Genomic DNA, 15,958 nt, shown 5'->3' with positions numbered 1-15,958 from the left:
GGTTGTGCCGAACAGCCGACAGAAACGACAAAGGCCCCTAAAAAGGGGCCTTTGCTTTTACATCATTCGCGGATCAGGCGAACGGATGACGCAGCACGATGGTCTCGTTGCGGTCCGGGCCGGTGGAGATGATGTCGATCGGCGCGCCGACCAGCTCTTCCACACGTTTGATGTAAGCACGGGCATTGGCCGGCAGCTCTTCCAGGGTCTTGGCACCCAGGGTCGACTCGGTCCAGCCCGGCATTTCTTCGTACACTGGCTCCAGGCCGATGTAGCTGTCGGCGTCGGTTGGCGCGTCGATAACAGCACCGTTCTCGTTCTTGTAGCCAACGCAGATACGGATGGTTTCCAGACCGTCGAGCACGTCCAGCTTGGTCAGGCACAGGCCGGAGATGCTGTTGACGTCGATAGCGCGACGCAGGATGACAGCATCGAACCAGCCACAACGACGGGCACGACCGGTGGTAGCACCGAACTCGTGGCCACGCTTGGCCAGGAAGGCACCGACGTCATCGAACAGTTCGGTCGGGAACGGGCCCGAGCCAACGCGAGTGGTGTAGGCCTTGGTGATACCCAGGATGTAGTCCAGGTACATAGGGCCAACGCCCGAACCGGTCGCGATGCCACCAGCGGTGGTGTTGGAGCTGGTAACGAACGGGTAGGTGCCGTGGTCGATGTCCAGCAGCGAACCCTGGGCACCTTCGAACATGATGTCCTTGCCCGCGCGACGCAGGTTGTGCAGCTCAGCGGTGACGTCGAGCATCATTGGCTTGAGCAGCTCGGCGTACTCCATGCACTCGTCCAGGGTCTTCTGGAAGTCGATTGCAGGCTCTTTGTAGTAATTGACCAGCACGAAGTTGTGGTAGTCCAGCAGCTCGCCGAGCTTGGCAGCGAAACGCTCGCGGTGGAACAGGTCACCGATGCGTAGGCCGCGACGGGCAACCTTGTCTTCGTAGGCTGGGCCAATACCACGACCGGTAGTACCGATCTTCGCCTCGCCACGGGCTTTTTCACGAGCCTGGTCGAGCGCCACGTGGTAGGACAGGATCAGCGGGCAGGACGGGCTGATACGCAGGCGCTCGCGCACCGGTACACCCTTCTCTTCGAGCTTGTTGATCTCACGCAGCAGGGCGTCCGGTGCAACCACCACGCCGTTGCCGATCAGGCACTGCACGCCTTCGCGCAGCACGCCCGACGGGATCAGGTGCAGCACGGTCTTTTCACCGTCGATCACCAAGGTGTGACCAGCGTTGTGGCCACCTTGGTAGCGCACTACGGCGGCAGCATGTTCGGTCAGCAGATCAACGATCTTGCCTTTGCCCTCATCACCCCACTGGGTGCCCAGGACTACGACATTCTTACCCATAACACTTGTCCTCATTCGCGCAAACTTGGCGCCGGCTCGTACCGGCGGGGAATCTCAAATGGCCAGCGGCAGTACCTGCCAAAGCCCGTTTTGCTGAATCAATTGCCGATCGCAATCCGCCTCGATGGCGGCAGTCAATGGCTGCCCAGGCAAGGCCTGAACCACCCGCTGACCTTCACTGCGCAATTGGCAGACCAACTGCCAGAGTGCTGTATCGCTGCTGTCGGGCATCCAGATCCCGCCAGACGGCAACACAACCTCGGCCCGCCCCAGTGTGACCAGGGTCTTCAAATCCGTGGAGAAACCAGTGGCCGGGCGTGCCCGACCAAAGTCTGCTCCGATGTCGTCGTAACGACCGCCCTGGGCGATCGACTGACCGACGCCCGGGACAAATACCGCAAACACCACACCGGTGTGGTAGTGGTAACCGCGCAGCTCGCCCAGATCGAAATACAGGGGCAGCTCGGGGTAACGCGTCGCCAAGCGCTCAGCAATTGCCATCAGGTCATCCAGGGCCGCCAGCACAGCTGCTGGTGCACGCCCCAGACGTACGCGCGCCTCGGCCAGCACTTCACGCCCACCGCACAGCTCGGTCAGTGACCGCAGCATGCCGGCGAGGTCTACTGACAGATTGGCGGTCAGCTCGATCACTTCATCGATAGCCTTGCGCTGCAAGGCATCGAACAGCTGCTGCTCGACCGCACCGGACAAACCAGCCGCACGGGCCAGGCCGCGGTAGATACCGACATGCCCCAGATCCATGTGCACATCCGGCACATCGGCCAACTGCAGCATGGCCAACATCAGACTGATCACTTCAACGTCGCTGACCGGGCTGGCGTCGCCATACAGCTCGGCACCGAGCTGGATCGGGCTACGCGAAGTCGACAGCGCTCGTGGCAGGGCATGCAGCACGCTACCGGCGTAGCACAGGCGGCTCGGACCTTCACGGCGCAAGGTGTGCGCATCGATGCGCGCGACCTGCGGGGTGATGTCAGCCCGAAAACCCATCTGCCGACCCGACTGTGGGTCGATAACCTTGAAGGTCCGCAGATCCAGGTCCTGCCCGGCACCGGTGAGCAGCGATTCCAGGTACTCGATATGCGGGGTCACGACGAACTCGTAACCCCAGCTCTGGAACAGATCCAACACCTGACGACGCGCGATTTCGATGCGCGCCGCCTCAGGTGGCAGTACTTCTTCGATGCCATCTGGCAGCAGCCAGCGGTCTACCGTTGCCATTACGCCATTTCCCCTTTGGTCCGGGCGGCCTGCCCGCAGGCTAGCCTTGAGTGAAGCAGGTATCGCCAAACAATAGCGCGCAGCACTGATTCCAGCGTTACCGCCGTGCCGATACCCTCAAATACCTTGGGCTGCTCTGTAGACCGGAGACCGCTTGCGGCCGTTCGATCTTGCAGACGCAAAAAAGCCGGGAATTTCCCGGCTGCCGCATCATACACCCGTTTTCTCGCAGTATCACCCCGCCAAGCGTTTTAGCCGCCCGGCGGGGTGCATGCTTACGGCTTGGGCTTGTCCATGAAGCGGAAGAACTCGCTGCTCGGATCGAGCACCAGTACATCGCTCTTATTGGCAAAGCTTTCGCGGTAGGCCTTGAGGCTGCGATAGAACGCGTAGAAGTCCTGATCCTGACCATAGGCTTTGGCGTAGATCGAAGCCGCCTGGGCATCACCATCACCGCGGGTCTCTTCCGATTCCCGATAAGCTTCGGCCAGCAGTACACGGCGCTGACGGTCGGCGTCGGCGCGAATACCTTCGGCCAACTCGTTACCCTTGGCACGGTGCTCGCGGGCTTCACGTTCACGCTCGGTGCTCATACGTTCGAACACGCTGCGGTTTACTTCTTTAGGCAGGTCGATGGCCTTGACGCGAACGTCGACCACTTCGATGCCCAGCTCCTTGCTGGCCATGCGGTTCAGCGAAGCAGTGATGTCAGCCATCAGTGCGTCACGCTCACCAGAAACCACTTCGTGCAAGGTGCGCTTACCGAACTGGTCACGCAGCCCGCTTTCCAGACGACGCGACAGACGTTCGTCAGCGATCTGCTTGAGGCCCGACGTCGCGGTGTAGAAACGCTCAGCGTCTTTGACCCGCCATTTGGCGTAGGCATCGACCATCACGGCTTTCTTTTCCAGGGTCAGGAAGCGCTGGGTTGGAGCGTCCAGAGTCATCAGGCGAGCGTCGAACTTGCGCACCTGGTTGACGTACGGAACCTTCATATGCAGGCCCGGCTGAACATCGGCCTGAACCACGCGACCAAATCGCAGCATTACCGCGCGCTCGGTCTGGGACACGATGTAGAAGCTGTTCCAGGCCACGATCGCCAGCACCACGCCAACGATCAGGGCGATCAGCGATTTATTGCTCATCAGCGGCTCTCCCTAGAACGCAACTGTGTTTGCTGCTGTTGCAGCTCCGCTGCCGCGCGATTGGCTGCGTCGTTGGCCGAAGCCGGGACGCTGACCGGGGCACTGCTGGTACGGCTGCCTTCAACCATCTTGTCCAACGGCAGGTACAGCAGGTTGCTCTGGCCATCCTTACCGGAAACCAGGACCTTGCTGGTGTTGCTATAGACTTCCTGCATGGTGTCCAGGTACAGGCGCTGACGGGTCACTTCAGGGGCCTTGCGGTACTCGGCAACCAGCTTGGTAAAGCGATCAGCCTCACCCTTGGCGCGCGAGACGACTTCGTCGCGGTAACCGTTGGCATCCTCGATGATCCGCTGGGCCTGACCACGGGCTTCTGGCACCACGCCGTTGGCGTAGGACTCGGCCTGGTTGCGGGCGCGCTGCTCGTCTTCACGGGCACGGATCACGTCATCGAAGGCTTCCTGTACTTCACGCGGGGCTGCTGCGCTCTGTACGTTGACCTGCGTGACGGTGATACCGGTACGGTAAGTATCAAGGAAACGCTGCAGGCGCTCCTTGATTTCCACGGCCATCTGCTCACGACCTTCGGTCAACACTTTGTCCATGGCGGTGGAACCCACTACATGGCGCAGGGCGCTGTCGGTCGCGTGCTGCAGGCTGACTTCCGGCTGATCAACGTTCAGCACGAAATCCTGCAGGTTGGTGATCTTGTACTGCACGGTCAGCGGCACTTCGACGATGTTCTCGTCTTCAGTGAGCATCTGCCCCTGCTTGGTATAGGCACGCTCACGCGTGACGTTTTCCATGTACTTGCGATCGATTGGCGGGAAGTAGATGTTCAGGCCCGGCCCTACGGTTTCGTAGTATTTGCCGAAGCGCAGCACTACTGCCTGCTCCTGTTCGTCGACCACATACACGGCGCTGTACAGCCAGATAGCTGCCAGCACGGCCAGGCCGACGCCGAGCAGGCCGAAGCCACCGCCCTTGCCGATGCCGCCGTCACCGCCGCGTTTTTTACCACTGCCGAACATGCCGTTCAGGCTGTCCTGCAGCTTGCGGAAGGCCTCGTCGAGATCCGGTGGTCCTTTCTTGTCGCCACCACGGCGCCCGCCCCAAGGATCCTGATTGTTCGAGTTGCCACCCGGCTCATTCCAAGCCATAGCGCTCTCCATCTGATAAAGCAAAGACGCACCCACGGCGCGCCGTCCAATGCTACAGAATGCCTGTCACGGCTGCCCGACCGCGTCGCCGGGCTTTTATTGCAAAGTGTGTTGCTCGATGAATTCCGCCGGCTTCAAACCTTCGCGACTGACCAGGCGATTGAACTCGACCCGAGACACCCGCACGGCCAGAAGACTGCTGCCCTCATCGTCGTGCTCTTCGCCCTGCACTGCGCCTAATGCAAAGAATTGCGCGCGCAAACGCGCAAAACGCTGCTCAAGGCGCAAGGTTCCGATAAACAGGTCATCCCCCAGCAACTCGGCAATTGCCTGCCCCACCAGTTCCAGGCCACGCCCATCACGCGCCGAGACCCAGACCCGCTGCGGCTTGCCGTCGGCATCGCGCTGAATCTGCGGCTCGACACCTTCAAGCAGGTCGAGTTTGTTATAGACCTCGAGGATCGGCAAGCCTTCTGCACCAATCTCCCCCAGTACCGCCATGACCTGCTCGATCTGTTCCATCCGATCAGGCTCATGGGCGTCGATCACATGCAGCAGCAGATCCGAGTTGCTCGACTCCTCGAGCGTAGCCCGAAAAGCCTCGACCAGCTTGTGTGGCAGGTGACGAATGAAACCCACGGTATCGGCCAGCACAATCGGCCCGACATCGTCGAGCTCAAGCCGGCGCAAGGTCGGGTCAAGTGTCGCAAACAACTGATCGGCCGCGTAGACCTCGGATTGGGTCAGGGCATTGAACAGCGTCGACTTGCCGGCGTTGGTATAGCCGACCAGCGACACCGACGGGATATCTGCGCGCTTACGCCCACGGCGAGCCTGCTCGCGCTGGCTACGGACCTTTTCCAGGCGTGATTTGATCTGGCGCAGGCGTACCCGCAACAGACGACGGTCGGTTTCCAGCTGGGATTCACCCGGACCGCGCAGACCGATACCGCCTTTCTGCCGCTCAAGGTGCGTCCAGCCGCGTACCAGCCGCGTACTCATGTGCTCAAGCTGGGCCAGTTCGACCTGCAGCTTGCCTTCATGGGTGCGCGCCCGTTGGGCGAAGATATCGAGAATCAAACCGGTGCGGTCAAGCACGCGACACTCGAAGACTCGTTCGAGGTTACGTTCCTGACTGGGGGTAAGGGTGTGATTGAAAATCACCAAATCTACCTGTTCGGCTTTGACCAGGTCGCGTAATTCCTCGACCTTGCCGCTGCCAATCAGGTATTTGGCGGTGGGCTGATGTCGCGCCACATTGGCGAACACGACAATATCGGCCCCAGCCGACAGTGCCAGCTCCCGAAACTCCTGCGGATCTTCGCGCGCCTCAGGGTTCTGACCTTCCAAGTGAACGAGGATCGCTCGCTCACCACCACCGTGGCGCTCAAAGAACAAAGCAGACTCCTATCAGGCGTTACCTGGCTCAGCGTCGCCTTGCTCAGATTCGGTTGCGCTTGGCAGACGGATCGGACGCACAGGCACAACTGTCGAGATAGCGTGCTTGTAAACCATCTGGCTTACGGTGTTTTTCAGCAGAATCACGAACTGGTCGAAGGATTCGATCGTGCCTTGCAGCTTGATGCCGTTAACCAAATAGATCGAAACCCCAACTTTTTCTTTTCTCAAAGTATTCAAGTAAGGGTCTTGTAGCGAATGCCCTTTTGACATATGCCGCACTCCTGTAAGGATCAATAGTAAAAAAATCAAAGAAAAACTGATGGCTCAAGCCGCCCCACCCCAAGGATAGACGGCAATTGCAAGGACTCAGCTCAATATGGAGACCGATCCCAGGTATTTCAAGGTGCGAGACAGATTGTCGCAAGCCAGGCTGTCCAACCAATGTAAGCCAGCCCAACTACGCAACCAGGTGAATTGCCGCTTCGCCAATTGGCGAGTGGCAATAATGCCGCGCTCCTGCATTTCAACTGATGTTAATTTGCCATCAAGATGATCCCAGACCTGGCGATAACCAACCGCTCGTATAGACGGCAGTCCCGCATGCAAGTCACTTCTGGCTCGCAGCAATCGGACCTCGTCAACGAAGCCCTGTTCCAGCATTTGCCCAAATCGTAGCGCAATCCGCTCGTGCAACACGTGCCGATCATTCGGTGCAATGGCCAGGCTGGCGACAGTATAGGGCAAATGACCCGCTGCCGAAGGGCCTGCGGCGCTACTTTCCGCGGATTGACGCTGGCGATGTGCTGTCATTGTCATGCCGCTGACCCGATAAACCTCGAGCGCACGGATCAGGCGCTGGGGGTCATTGGGGTGAATCCGCGCTGCCGATTCCGGATCAACTTCTGCCAATTGCTGGTGCAGGCCCTGCAATCCAAAGCGTGCAGCCTCTTGCTCAAGCTCGGCGCGCACCTGCGGATCAGCCGCCGGCATATCGGCCAGGCCTTCGAGCAGAGCCTTGTAATAAAGCATGGTGCCACCAACCAACAGCGGTATTTTGCCGCGGGTGGTGATGTCGGCCATCGCCGCCAACGCGTCACGACGAAAATCAGCCGCCGAATAGCTTTGCGCCGGGTCGAGAATATCGATCAGACGGTGCGGATGCGCCGCCAGCACTTCTTTCGAAGGTTTGGCGGTACCGATATCCATGCCCCGATAGACCAATGCCGAGTCGACACTGATCAGCTCACAGGGCAGCACCTTGGTCAGTTCGATGGCCAGATCGGTCTTGCCCGCCGCAGTCGGGCCCATCAGGAATATCGCGGGAGGTTTGCCACTCATGTCATCGACCGCGCAGGAACAGTTTGTCCAGATCGTCCAGGCCCATTTGGGTCCAGGTCGGTCGGCCATGGTTGCACTGGCCGCTGCGCTCGGTGTTTTCCATGTCGCGCAGCAAGCCATTCATTTCCGCCAGGGCCAGACGCCGATTGGCGCGAATTGCACCGTGGCAGGCCATGGTGCCGAGCAATTCGTTCAAGTGCGCCTGAATGCGGTCGCTGGAGCCGTACTCCATCAGGTCGGCGAGTACATCCTGAACCAGACGATTGGCCTCAGCCTGCTTCAGTAGTGCCGGAATCTGACGGATAGCCAGGCTTTCCGGGCCCAGGCGCTGCAACTCGAAGCCCAGGCGTTGGAACCATTGGGCGTGCTCTTCGGCGCAATCGGCCTCGCGCTGGCTCAGAGCCAGGGATTCAGGCACAAGCAAAGGCTGGCCGCTCAGGCCTTCGCTGGCCATGGCCACCTTCAAGCGCTCATACATGATGCGCTCATGAGCCGCATGCATGTCTACCAGCACCAGACCCACGGCATTCTCAGCGAGGATATAGATGCCCTTGAGCTGCGCCAGGGCGTAACCCAAGGGCGGAATATCACCCTGATTGTCGGGCAATACCGCAGGCGCGGCCTGGTTCAGCGGGGCAAAAAATTCGCGGTAGACGCCCTGCGCTTCGGCAGCTGGCACAGCCTGGGCCGGGCGCGGCGTGTACTGATATTGATAACCGCCGCCACTGCCAGTGCCATCGCCCAGCGGCCGCACGCTCGGCTCGGCCAGCGGTTGTTCGAGCAGATTTGCCGCCAGGCGCATTTCACCTTGTGGGCCGAATTCGCCTGCCTGTATGCCACTGGGGCGGACGATTTCGCTGCTGGCAGCGGGCGCGGCCAGTTGATCTTCCGGGCGCACATCAGCCAGCGCCCGGTGCAAGGTGCCATAGAGAAAGTCGTGGACCATGCGCCCGTCACGAAAGCGCACTTCATGCTTGGTCGGGTGAACGTTGACGTCGACGCCCGTCGGGTCGACTTCCAGGAACAGCACAAAGGTCGGATGCCGGCCGTTGAACAAGACATCGCGATAAGCCTGACGCACCGCGTGCGCCACCAGCTTGTCGCGTACGGCACGGCCGTTGACGAAGAAGTACTGCAAGTCAGCCTGACTGCGCGAGAAGGTCGGCAAGCCAACCCAACCCCACAAGTGCAAGCCGTTGCGCTCGATTTCGATCGGCAGTGCCTGTTCAAGGAAGCCTGGGCCGCAGATTGCCGCGACGCGTCGGGCGCGTGCGGTGTCATCCAACGCTTCGTGCAGGCTGAGAATGCTCTTACCGTTGTGGCGCAGGTGAAAGGCCACGTCGAAGCGCGCCAGCGCCAGGCGCCGGATCACTTCCTGCAAGTGATCGAATTCGGTTTTCTCAGTCTTGAGAAACTTGCGTCGGGCCGGGGTATTGAAGAACAGGTCGCGTACTTCGACCGAGGTGCCGGCCGGGTGAGCAGCAGGCTGCACCCGTGGCGCCATGTCGCGACCTTCGGTTTCCACTTGCCAGGCTTGGTCGGCGTCGCGGGTTCGCGAGGTCAGGGTCAAGCGCGCCACCGAGCTGATCGACGCCAGGGCCTCACCACGAAAGCCCAGGCTCATCACCCGTTCGAGGTCTTCCAGATCGCGGATTTTGCTGGTGGCGTGACGCGCCAACGCTAGCGGCAGGTCATCGGCGGCGATGCCTCGACCGTCGTCACGCACCCGCAGCAACTTGACCCCGCCCTGCTCGACTTCTACATCGATTCGTCGGGCACCGGAGTCCAGGCTGTTTTCCAGCAGTTCCTTGATCACCGATGCCGGGCGCTCGACCACTTCACCGGCGGCAATCTGGTTCGCCAACCGCGGGCTGAGCAGCTCGATTCGCGCGCTATCGGTCATTGCTGAGACGCCAGGGCAGTCGTCGGGATGTTCAAGCTCTGGCCGACTTTCAATTCATCAGTCTTGAGACTGTTGGCCGAACGCAGGCTGGCCACGCTGACCTGATAACGCACAGCGATCATGGCCAGGGTTTCGCCTGGGCGAACGCTGTGTTCGCGCGGCCCTTGGGCGATCTTGCCACTGTCACGCAGGAAGGCGATGTAGGTGCCCGGCGGCGGGTTCTGCTGGAAGAACTGGCGTACACCACTGTGAATCGAGCGTGCCAACGATTGCTGGTGGCTGCGAGTCGCGAGCTTGGCCGCTTCGTTGGCATTGGAGATAAAGCCGGTTTCCACCAGGATCGACGGGATGTCTGGCGACTTCAATACCATGAAGCCCGCCTGCTCGACCCGCCGCTTGTGCAACGGGGTGACCCGGCCCATGTTGCCCAGGACCTTCTGCCCGACGTTCAGGCTCGAACTCAACGAAGCAGTCATCGACAAGTCGAGCAGCACACCCGCCAACATACGGTCTTTGTCGTCGAGGCTGACGTTGCCGGCACCACCGATCAGGTCCGAACGGTTTTCACTGTCGGCCAACCAGCGCGCGGTTTCCGAGGTGGCACCACGGTCAGACAGGGCAAATACCGAAGCACCAAAGGCCGCCTTGGACGGTGCAGCGTCAGCGTGGATCGAGATAAACAGGTCGGCGCCTTTCTTGCGGGCGATCTCGGTACGTTTGCGCAGCGGAATGAAATAGTCGCCGGTACGCGTCAACTCGGCACGGAAACCTTTCTCGCTGTTGATCTGACGCTGCAGCTCCTTGGCGATCGACAATACGATGTCTTTTTCATGTTGACCCTTGGAGCCCGAGGCCCCCGGATCTTCACCACCATGGCCGGCATCGATGGCGATCACGATGTCACGCTTGCCACTGGGCACGGGGGTTAGCTTGATCGACGGCTGCGCAGGCGTCACCGGCACCGCCGGGGTGGTCGCAACCGGAGGTGTTGGTGGCGGCGATACGGCATCCGCGGCCTGGTCGAACAGGTCGACAACCAGACGATTGCCGTACTGGGCGTTCGGCGCCAGGGTAAAGCTCTTGGGCGTTACCGACTTGCTCAGGTCAATGACCACCCGCAGGTCGGTCGGTGTACGCTGGGCCGAGCGCACACTGGTAATCGGGGTATTGGAGGTCGACACGGCCAACGGCGCGGCCAGTGTTGCACCATTGATATCGATGACCAGACGATCCGGGGCTGTCAGGGTAAACACGCTGTGCTGTACTGGCCCGGAAAGGTCGAACACCAGACGTGTGTTATCCGGCGCTCGCCACAAACGCATACTTTTGACTTGCGTGACGGCCAAAGCATCAACAGTTACCGCCGTAAGCAGCAACCCTACGACCGCAACCAGTGCGCGAATGCGCATACCTATCCCCATTTTCTATTTGAATTCCAAGGCCAGAGTGGCACACCAGGCTACGCCACGTGCCCCCTGCGGCGACAGGTTCAGCGAACGACCGCTCGCCTGGGGGCTTATGGTAATGGTCAGGTCGGGCTTTGGCAAAACACCCGCACCCTTTTGGGGCCATTCGAACAGGCACAACGCGTCATCTTCGAAGTAATCGCGAATACCCAAGAACTCCAGCTCCTCTGGATCGACCAAGCGATAGAGATCGAAGTGAAACGCACGAATATCGCCGATTTCATAAGGCTCAACCACTGTAAAGGTAGGGCTTTTTACCGCTCCGGTATGCCCGAGACCGCGAATGATGCCGCGCGACAAGGTGGTTTTACCGGCGCCCAGGTCCCCTTCCAGAAAAATCACGCCGTGACCTTTGGTCACTTCGGCAATACGGTTACCAAAGCGGACCATGGCCTCTTCGTCGGCCAAAAACAGGGTTACACCTGACACGCTGAATGCTCCTCCAATAAATGACGAATCGCCGGCAGCAAATCACTGGCCGCCAGCCCACGACCTTGCACAGCCAGCCGCTCCCCGGCGCAGGCATGCAGCCAGACACCCAGGCAGGCGGCGTCCCAGCTCGACATGCCCTGGGCCAGCAGCGCTCCCAGCACCCCACTGAGCACATCGCCCAGGCCTGCACCGGCCATCGCCGGGTGCCCGCGCTCGCATAGGGCAAGCTGCCCGGCCGGATCAGCCACCAGCGTACCCGCGCCCTTGAGCACACATACGACCGCGTATTTACGCGCGAGTTTGCGTGCCGCGCCCGCTCGATCAGCCTGCACCGCTTCGGTTGCGATCCCTAACAGCCGGGCTGCCTCTCCTGGGTGTGGGGTAATGATCGAACCACCCGCCAGCGCCAGCGGCGCCCGTGCCAGCAAATTCAACGCATCGGCATCCCACACCTGCGCCAGCCGCGCAGTGGCAACCGCCGACAGCAAGCTGCGTCCCCAGGCTGCCTGCCCAAGACCGGGGCCTACCACCGCTACCGAAGCTCGCTCGATAGGTGTCATCAGCTGGTTGGCCGAATGTACGCCCAGGCACATCACCTCCGGCAACCGCGCCAGGACAGCAGCGGCCTGTTCGCTACGCGTAGCCACTGAAACCAGCCCGGCACCACAGCGCAATGCAGCTTCAGCGCTGAGCATAACGGCGCCGCCGGTGCCGCGATCGCCGCCAACCACCAAGACATGACCAAAGTCGCCTTTTTGCGCCGCGCGCGGGCGCGGCGCGAGTGGCACCAAGGTGACGCTGCTGAGGATCTGTGATGCGTTTGCAGGGTGTTTGGTCTGAGGCATGGGTCAAAGGCTCCGATGTCTGGCAGAATTATACGCACCTGAGTCCGTATTGCCTTATTTCCCATGTCTGCTGATACCCCCGATCTTCCCGCGTTGGCCCAATCGATCAAAGACTGGGGTAAAGCGCTCGGCTTTGCCCATGTCGGCATCGCCGGGGTGGATCTGGCTGAGCATGAACAGCACCTGGAGCGCTGGCTGGAAGCCGGCTATCACGGCGAAATGGAGTACATGGGTGCGCATGGCAGCAAACGCTCGCACCCCGAGCAACTGGTGCCGGGGACCCTGCGTGTGGTCTCGCTGCGCATGGACTACCTGCCCGGCGACACACGCATGGCCCAGCAACTGGCCCAGCCGGGAAAAGCCTATATCTCCCGCTATGCCCTGGGTCGCGACTATCACAAGCTGATTCGCAAACGCGTACAGCACTTGGCCGAACGCATTCAGAAAGACATCGGCCCCTTCGGCTTCCGCGCCTTCGTCGACAGCGCCCCGGTCCTCGAAAAGGCCATTGCCGAGCAGGCTGGGCTAGGCTGGATCGGCAAAAACACCCTGCTGCTCAACCGCAAGGCAGGCAGCTACTTCTTCCTCGCCGAGCTGTTTGTCGACATCCCGCTACCGGTCGATGCACCGCAGGCCAGCGAACATTGCGGTCGTTGTAGCGCTTGCCTGGACATCTGCCCGACCCAAGCCTTTGTCGGCCCTTATGTGCTGGACGCCAGGCGCTGCATCTCGTACCTGACCATTGAGCTGAAAAGCGCGATCCCTGAAGAACTGCGGCCTCTGATCGGCAACCGCGTATTCGGCTGTGATGACTGCCAGATCGTCTGCCCGTGGAATCGCTTCGCCCGGCCGACTGCCGAGAGTGACTTCAAGCCCCGGCACAACCTCGATAGCGCGGAGTTGGCAGTGCTGTTCATGTGGGACGAACAGACCTTCCTCGACAGCACCGAGGGTTCGCCGTTGCGGCGTGCCGGGTATGAACGCTGGCTGCGCAACTTGGCGGTGGGATTGGGCAATGCGCCTTCGACCATACCGGTACTGGAGGCGCTGAAGGCGCGCCAGGATTATCCGTCTGAGCTGGTACGCGAGCATGTGCAGTGGGCGCTGGAGCAGCATGCAATGAAAGCAGCGACAAGCGCCAAGCCACAGGCTTCAAGCTGACCCCGCCTACTTGCAGCTTATAGCTTGCCGCTGAGCGCTTCAGTGCTCATCGTTGTAATGAAACTTGGGCATTTCCCAGTGGAAGCGAATAGCCAACAAGCGCAGCAGAAAGCCACCAAACAAGGTCAGCAGGATCGCCTGCTCGCTGGGCACATTGAAGTAAACGCAGCCCAGATAGAACCAGGCGGCCGCAAAGGACACGCTCGCATACAGCTCGCGACGGAAGATCAGCGGAATATCGTTGCAGAAGATGTCGCGCAAAATGCCGCCAAACACCCCGGTGATCACTCCACTGATCGACGCCACCAGCATGCCCTGACCCATTTCCAGTGCCGTCATGCAACCAATCAGGGTAAAAGCCACCAACCCCAGGGCATCAAGCACCAGGAACAAAGAGCGCAGATGGCGCATCAAGGGGGCGATAAAGATGGTCATCAGTGCGGCAAAACTGGTCAGCACCAGGTACTCCGGGTGTTTTACCCAGGTCAGCGGGTAATGCCCCAGCAACACATCGCGCACCGAACCACCACCGAGAGCGGTGATACAGGCGATCAACACCACGCCGAACCAGTCCATACCGCGACGCCCGGCAGACAGTGCGCCAGTCATGGCTTCAGCAGTGATTGCAATGAGGTAGAGCATCAACAACATGGCGCAGATCCGTGCAAGGGGGCGCGCAGTCTAACCAGTTGCCTCAGGCACCAAAAGGGGGCGCCGCACGGATTGTCTATACACCCGTGCGGCAAGGCGATCAGAACTTGATGAAGTGCTCGCGATAGTGACGCAGCTCGTTGATCGATTCGCGAATATCGTCCAGCGCCAGGTGCGTGCCGCCTTTCTTGAAGCTGTCACGCACCTCGGGCGCCCAGCGCGCGGCCAGCTCTTTGAGCGTGGAGACATCGAGGTTGCGGTAGTGGAAGTAATTCTCCAGACCGCGCATGTGGCGATAGAGGAAGCGGCGATCCTGGCAGATACTGTTGCCACAGATCGGCGACTTGCCTTTTGGCACCCACTGCTCAAGGAAGGCAATGGTCTGTGCTTCGGCTTCGGCCATGCTGACCTTGCTGTCCTTGACCCGCTGAGTCAGGCCGGAGGCGCCATGGGTGCGGGTATTCCACTCATCCATACGCGCCAGCACTTCGTCACTGTGGTGAATGGCGATCACCGGGCCTTCGGCCAAGGTGTTGAGATCGCTGTCTGTGACAATGGTGGCCATTTCAATGATGACGTCGTGGTCCGGATCCAGACCGGTCATTTCCAGGTCGATCCAGATCAGGTTCTGTGGGTTCTGCATGATTCTGCTCCTCGGTAGGTGCGCAGTTTAGCCTAGTGGAGCGTGCTAAACTCTTCGCCGTTTAATAATGCTTGCCGAACACGGAACCTTCATGGCCAAACGCCAGCTCAATCGCCGCCAAAATTGGCGGATCGAAAAAATCCAGGGTGAACGCGCTGCTCGCGCCGCCAAACGCGAACAACTGACCCTGAAGGAGCTCGAAGGCGGAGACCTGGGCCCGGAACAACTCGGCCTGGTGATCGCCCACTTTGGCGTGCAAGTCGAAGTCGAGGCGCAGGATGGTGACGACGCCGGCCAGGTGTTCCGCTGCCACTTGCGGGCCAACCTGCCAGCGCTGGTAACCGGCGACCGCGTGGTTTGGCGTGCGGGCAACCAGGGCATCGGCGTAATCGTTGCGCAAATGCCGCGCAACACCGAGCTGTGCCGGCCCGACAGTCGTGGCCAACTCAAACCGGTAGCGGCCAACGTCGACCTGATCGTGATCGTCTTCGCCCCGGCGCCAGAACCCCATGCCAACCTGATCGACCGCTACCTGGTGGCGGCTGAGCACGCCGGCATTCGGCCGCTGTTGCTGCTGAACAAGGCTGACTTGATCAACGAGCAGAATGCCCCGGCGCTGAACGCCCTGCTGGCGGTGTACAGACAGTTAGGCTATCCACTGCTGGAAGTCTCGGCCCATCACGGCGATGGCATGCAGCAATTGCAGAAGCAGCTGGACGGGCATATCAGCGTGTTCGTCGGCCAGTCCGGGGTCGGCAAGTCGTCGCTGGTCAACAGCTTGCTGCCTGAGGTGCAGACCCGGGTAGGCGACCTGTCCGAATGGTCCGGCCAGGGTACCCACACCACCACAACCGCACGCCTCTACCACTTCCCAGGTGGCGGTGAGTTAATCGACTCCCCCGGCATCCGTGAGTTTGGCCTGGGCCACGTCAGCCGCGCCGATGTCGAAGCGGGCTTCATCGAGTTCAACGATCTGCTCGGCACCTGCCGTTTTCGTGACTGCAAACATGACCGCGAACCCGGTTGTGCCCTGCTCAAGGCCCTCGAAGACGGCCGGGTCCAGCAGCAGCGGATGAACAGCTACCGCTCGATTATCGCCAGCCTGCCTCAAGACAGCTACTGACCTGCGGCGTGAGGCTCGCAACGAGCCTCATTACCCCCGCCTTGTAGGACGGATCTGCAGGAAAATTTACCAATCGTTGTAG

General features: G+C 60.7%; 15 protein-coding genes. 2 read left to right on the top strand and 13 right to left on the bottom strand.

The window, feature by feature from the left end; all coding sequences use genetic code 11:
- Nucleotides 1-73 precede the first annotated feature (73 nt).
- The 11 genes from ACQRAX_RS17910 to ACQRAX_RS17860 all read right to left on the bottom strand — a co-directional run bounded on the left by ACQRAX_RS17910 (nucleotide 74) and on the right by ACQRAX_RS17860 (nucleotide 12,298).
- A complete protein-coding gene (locus ACQRAX_RS17910) occupies nucleotides 74-1,366 on the bottom strand; it encodes an adenylosuccinate synthase (RefSeq protein ID WP_045182160.1) in 1,293 nt (430 codons plus the stop codon).
- Between the two features lie 54 nt (nucleotides 1,367-1,420).
- Nucleotides 1,421-2,608, bottom strand: coding sequence for an ATP phosphoribosyltransferase regulatory subunit (locus tag ACQRAX_RS17905; RefSeq protein WP_412040595.1), 1,188 nt, complete (start codon nucleotides 2,606-2,608; stop codon nucleotides 1,421-1,423).
- A 275-nt stretch (nucleotides 2,609-2,883) separates the two neighbouring features.
- The gene (hflC, locus tag ACQRAX_RS17900) at nucleotides 2,884-3,753 is read right to left on the bottom strand and encodes a protease modulator HflC (protein WP_412040594.1); all 870 of its coding nucleotides are present in this window, start codon (nucleotides 3,751-3,753) and stop codon (nucleotides 2,884-2,886) included.
- Nucleotides 3,753-4,913: an FtsH protease activity modulator HflK gene (gene hflK, locus ACQRAX_RS17895; RefSeq protein ID WP_045182152.1), complete on the bottom strand. Its 1,161-nt coding sequence runs from the start codon at nucleotides 4,911-4,913 to the stop codon at nucleotides 3,753-3,755. Before hflK ends, hflC begins: the two co-directional genes overlap by 1 nt.
- Before the next feature lie 96 nt (nucleotides 4,914-5,009).
- Complete coding sequence (hflX, locus tag ACQRAX_RS17890) at nucleotides 5,010-6,311, bottom strand: ribosome rescue GTPase HflX (RefSeq protein WP_412040593.1); 1,302 nt, start codon at nucleotides 6,309-6,311, stop codon at nucleotides 5,010-5,012.
- A gap of 12 nt (nucleotides 6,312-6,323) precedes the next feature.
- Nucleotides 6,324-6,584, bottom strand: a complete 261-nt coding sequence (gene hfq, locus ACQRAX_RS17885; protein WP_010221594.1) for an RNA chaperone Hfq — start codon at nucleotides 6,582-6,584, stop codon at nucleotides 6,324-6,326.
- Nucleotides 6,585-6,680: 96 nt separating this feature from the next.
- Nucleotides 6,681-7,652 carry a tRNA (adenosine(37)-N6)-dimethylallyltransferase MiaA gene (gene miaA / locus ACQRAX_RS17880; protein ID WP_412040592.1) on the bottom strand — a complete coding sequence of 324 codons (972 nt, stop codon included), beginning with the start codon at nucleotides 7,650-7,652 and terminating at the stop codon, nucleotides 6,681-6,683.
- 1 nt (nucleotide 7,653) lies between these two features.
- Nucleotides 7,654-9,555 (bottom strand): DNA mismatch repair endonuclease MutL, encoded by a 1,902-nt coding sequence (gene mutL / locus ACQRAX_RS17875; RefSeq protein WP_412040591.1) that lies wholly within the window; start codon nucleotides 9,553-9,555, stop codon nucleotides 7,654-7,656.
- The gene (locus ACQRAX_RS17870; protein WP_412040590.1) at nucleotides 9,552-10,976 is read right to left on the bottom strand and encodes an N-acetylmuramoyl-L-alanine amidase; all 1,425 of its coding nucleotides are present in this window, start codon (nucleotides 10,974-10,976) and stop codon (nucleotides 9,552-9,554) included. The genes mutL and ACQRAX_RS17870 overlap by 4 nt, the downstream gene beginning before the upstream one ends.
- A 3-nt stretch (nucleotides 10,977-10,979) precedes the next feature.
- Nucleotides 10,980-11,450, bottom strand: a complete 471-nt coding sequence (gene tsaE / locus ACQRAX_RS17865; RefSeq protein WP_412040589.1) for a tRNA (adenosine(37)-N6)-threonylcarbamoyltransferase complex ATPase subunit type 1 TsaE — start codon at nucleotides 11,448-11,450, stop codon at nucleotides 10,980-10,982.
- Complete coding sequence (locus ACQRAX_RS17860; RefSeq protein WP_412040588.1) at nucleotides 11,438-12,298, bottom strand: NAD(P)H-hydrate dehydratase; 861 nt, start codon at nucleotides 12,296-12,298, stop codon at nucleotides 11,438-11,440. The genes tsaE and ACQRAX_RS17860 overlap by 13 nt, the downstream gene beginning before the upstream one ends.
- A 63-nt stretch (nucleotides 12,299-12,361) precedes the next feature.
- On the opposite strand from ACQRAX_RS17860, the gene queG reads away from it, so the two are divergent.
- Nucleotides 12,362-13,459 (top strand): tRNA epoxyqueuosine(34) reductase QueG, encoded by a 1,098-nt coding sequence (queG, locus tag ACQRAX_RS17855; RefSeq protein ID WP_412040587.1) that lies wholly within the window; start codon nucleotides 12,362-12,364, stop codon nucleotides 13,457-13,459.
- A gap of 39 nt (nucleotides 13,460-13,498) precedes the next feature.
- On the opposite strand, the gene ACQRAX_RS17850 is transcribed toward queG, so the two are convergent.
- Complete coding sequence (locus tag ACQRAX_RS17850) at nucleotides 13,499-14,110, bottom strand: trimeric intracellular cation channel family protein (RefSeq protein WP_412040586.1); 612 nt, start codon at nucleotides 14,108-14,110, stop codon at nucleotides 13,499-13,501.
- Nucleotides 14,111-14,210: 100 nt separating this feature from the next.
- On the bottom strand, nucleotides 14,211-14,753 hold the full coding sequence (gene orn, locus ACQRAX_RS17845; RefSeq protein WP_038615221.1) for an oligoribonuclease: 543 nt from the start codon (nucleotides 14,751-14,753) through the stop codon (nucleotides 14,211-14,213).
- A gap of 91 nt (nucleotides 14,754-14,844) precedes the next feature.
- On the opposite strand from orn, the gene rsgA reads away from it, so the two are divergent.
- Nucleotides 14,845-15,876, top strand: a complete 1,032-nt coding sequence (gene rsgA, locus ACQRAX_RS17840; RefSeq protein ID WP_412040585.1) for a small ribosomal subunit biogenesis GTPase RsgA — start codon at nucleotides 14,845-14,847, stop codon at nucleotides 15,874-15,876.
- Nucleotides 15,877-15,958 lie beyond the last annotated feature (82 nt).

This window comes from Pseudomonas sp. UM16, from assembly GCF_050312595.1.
GTDB lineage: Bacteria > Pseudomonadota > Gammaproteobacteria > Pseudomonadales > Pseudomonadaceae > Aquipseudomonas.
This window is presented reverse-complemented; position numbering and strand designations above follow the sequence as displayed.

What these genes read in the sequence shown, in the direction of transcription:
- ACQRAX_RS17905 (WP_412040595.1), bottom strand. Translation starts at nt 2,608, where the DNA reads ATGGCAACGGTAGACCGCTGGCTGCTGCCAGATGGCATCGAAGAAGTA.
- orn (WP_038615221.1), bottom strand. Translation starts at nt 14,753, where the DNA reads ATGCAGAACCCACAGAACCTGATCTGGATCGACCTGGAAATGACCGGT.
- queG (WP_412040587.1), top strand. Translation starts at nt 12,362, where the DNA reads ATGTCTGCTGATACCCCCGATCTTCCCGCGTTGGCCCAATCGATCAAA.
- ACQRAX_RS17860 (WP_412040588.1), bottom strand. Translation starts at nt 12,298, where the DNA reads ATGCCTCAGACCAAACACCCTGCAAACGCATCACAGATCCTCAGCAGC.
- hflK (WP_045182152.1), bottom strand. Translation starts at nt 4,913, where the DNA reads ATGGCTTGGAATGAGCCGGGTGGCAACTCGAACAATCAGGATCCTTGG.
- ACQRAX_RS17850 (WP_412040586.1), bottom strand. Translation starts at nt 14,110, where the DNA reads ATGTTGTTGATGCTCTACCTCATTGCAATCACTGCTGAAGCCATGACT.
- ACQRAX_RS17870 (WP_412040590.1), bottom strand. Translation starts at nt 10,976, where the DNA reads ATGGGGATAGGTATGCGCATTCGCGCACTGGTTGCGGTCGTAGGGTTG.
- miaA (WP_412040592.1), bottom strand. Translation starts at nt 7,652, where the DNA reads ATGAGTGGCAAACCTCCCGCGATATTCCTGATGGGCCCGACTGCGGCG.
- hfq (WP_010221594.1), bottom strand. Translation starts at nt 6,584, where the DNA reads ATGTCAAAAGGGCATTCGCTACAAGACCCTTACTTGAATACTTTGAGA.
- rsgA (WP_412040585.1), top strand. Translation starts at nt 14,845, where the DNA reads ATGGCCAAACGCCAGCTCAATCGCCGCCAAAATTGGCGGATCGAAAAA.
- ACQRAX_RS17910 (WP_045182160.1), bottom strand. Translation starts at nt 1,366, where the DNA reads ATGGGTAAGAATGTCGTAGTCCTGGGCACCCAGTGGGGTGATGAGGGC.
- mutL (WP_412040591.1), bottom strand. Translation starts at nt 9,555, where the DNA reads ATGACCGATAGCGCGCGAATCGAGCTGCTCAGCCCGCGGTTGGCGAAC.
- hflC (WP_412040594.1), bottom strand. Translation starts at nt 3,753, where the DNA reads ATGAGCAATAAATCGCTGATCGCCCTGATCGTTGGCGTGGTGCTGGCG.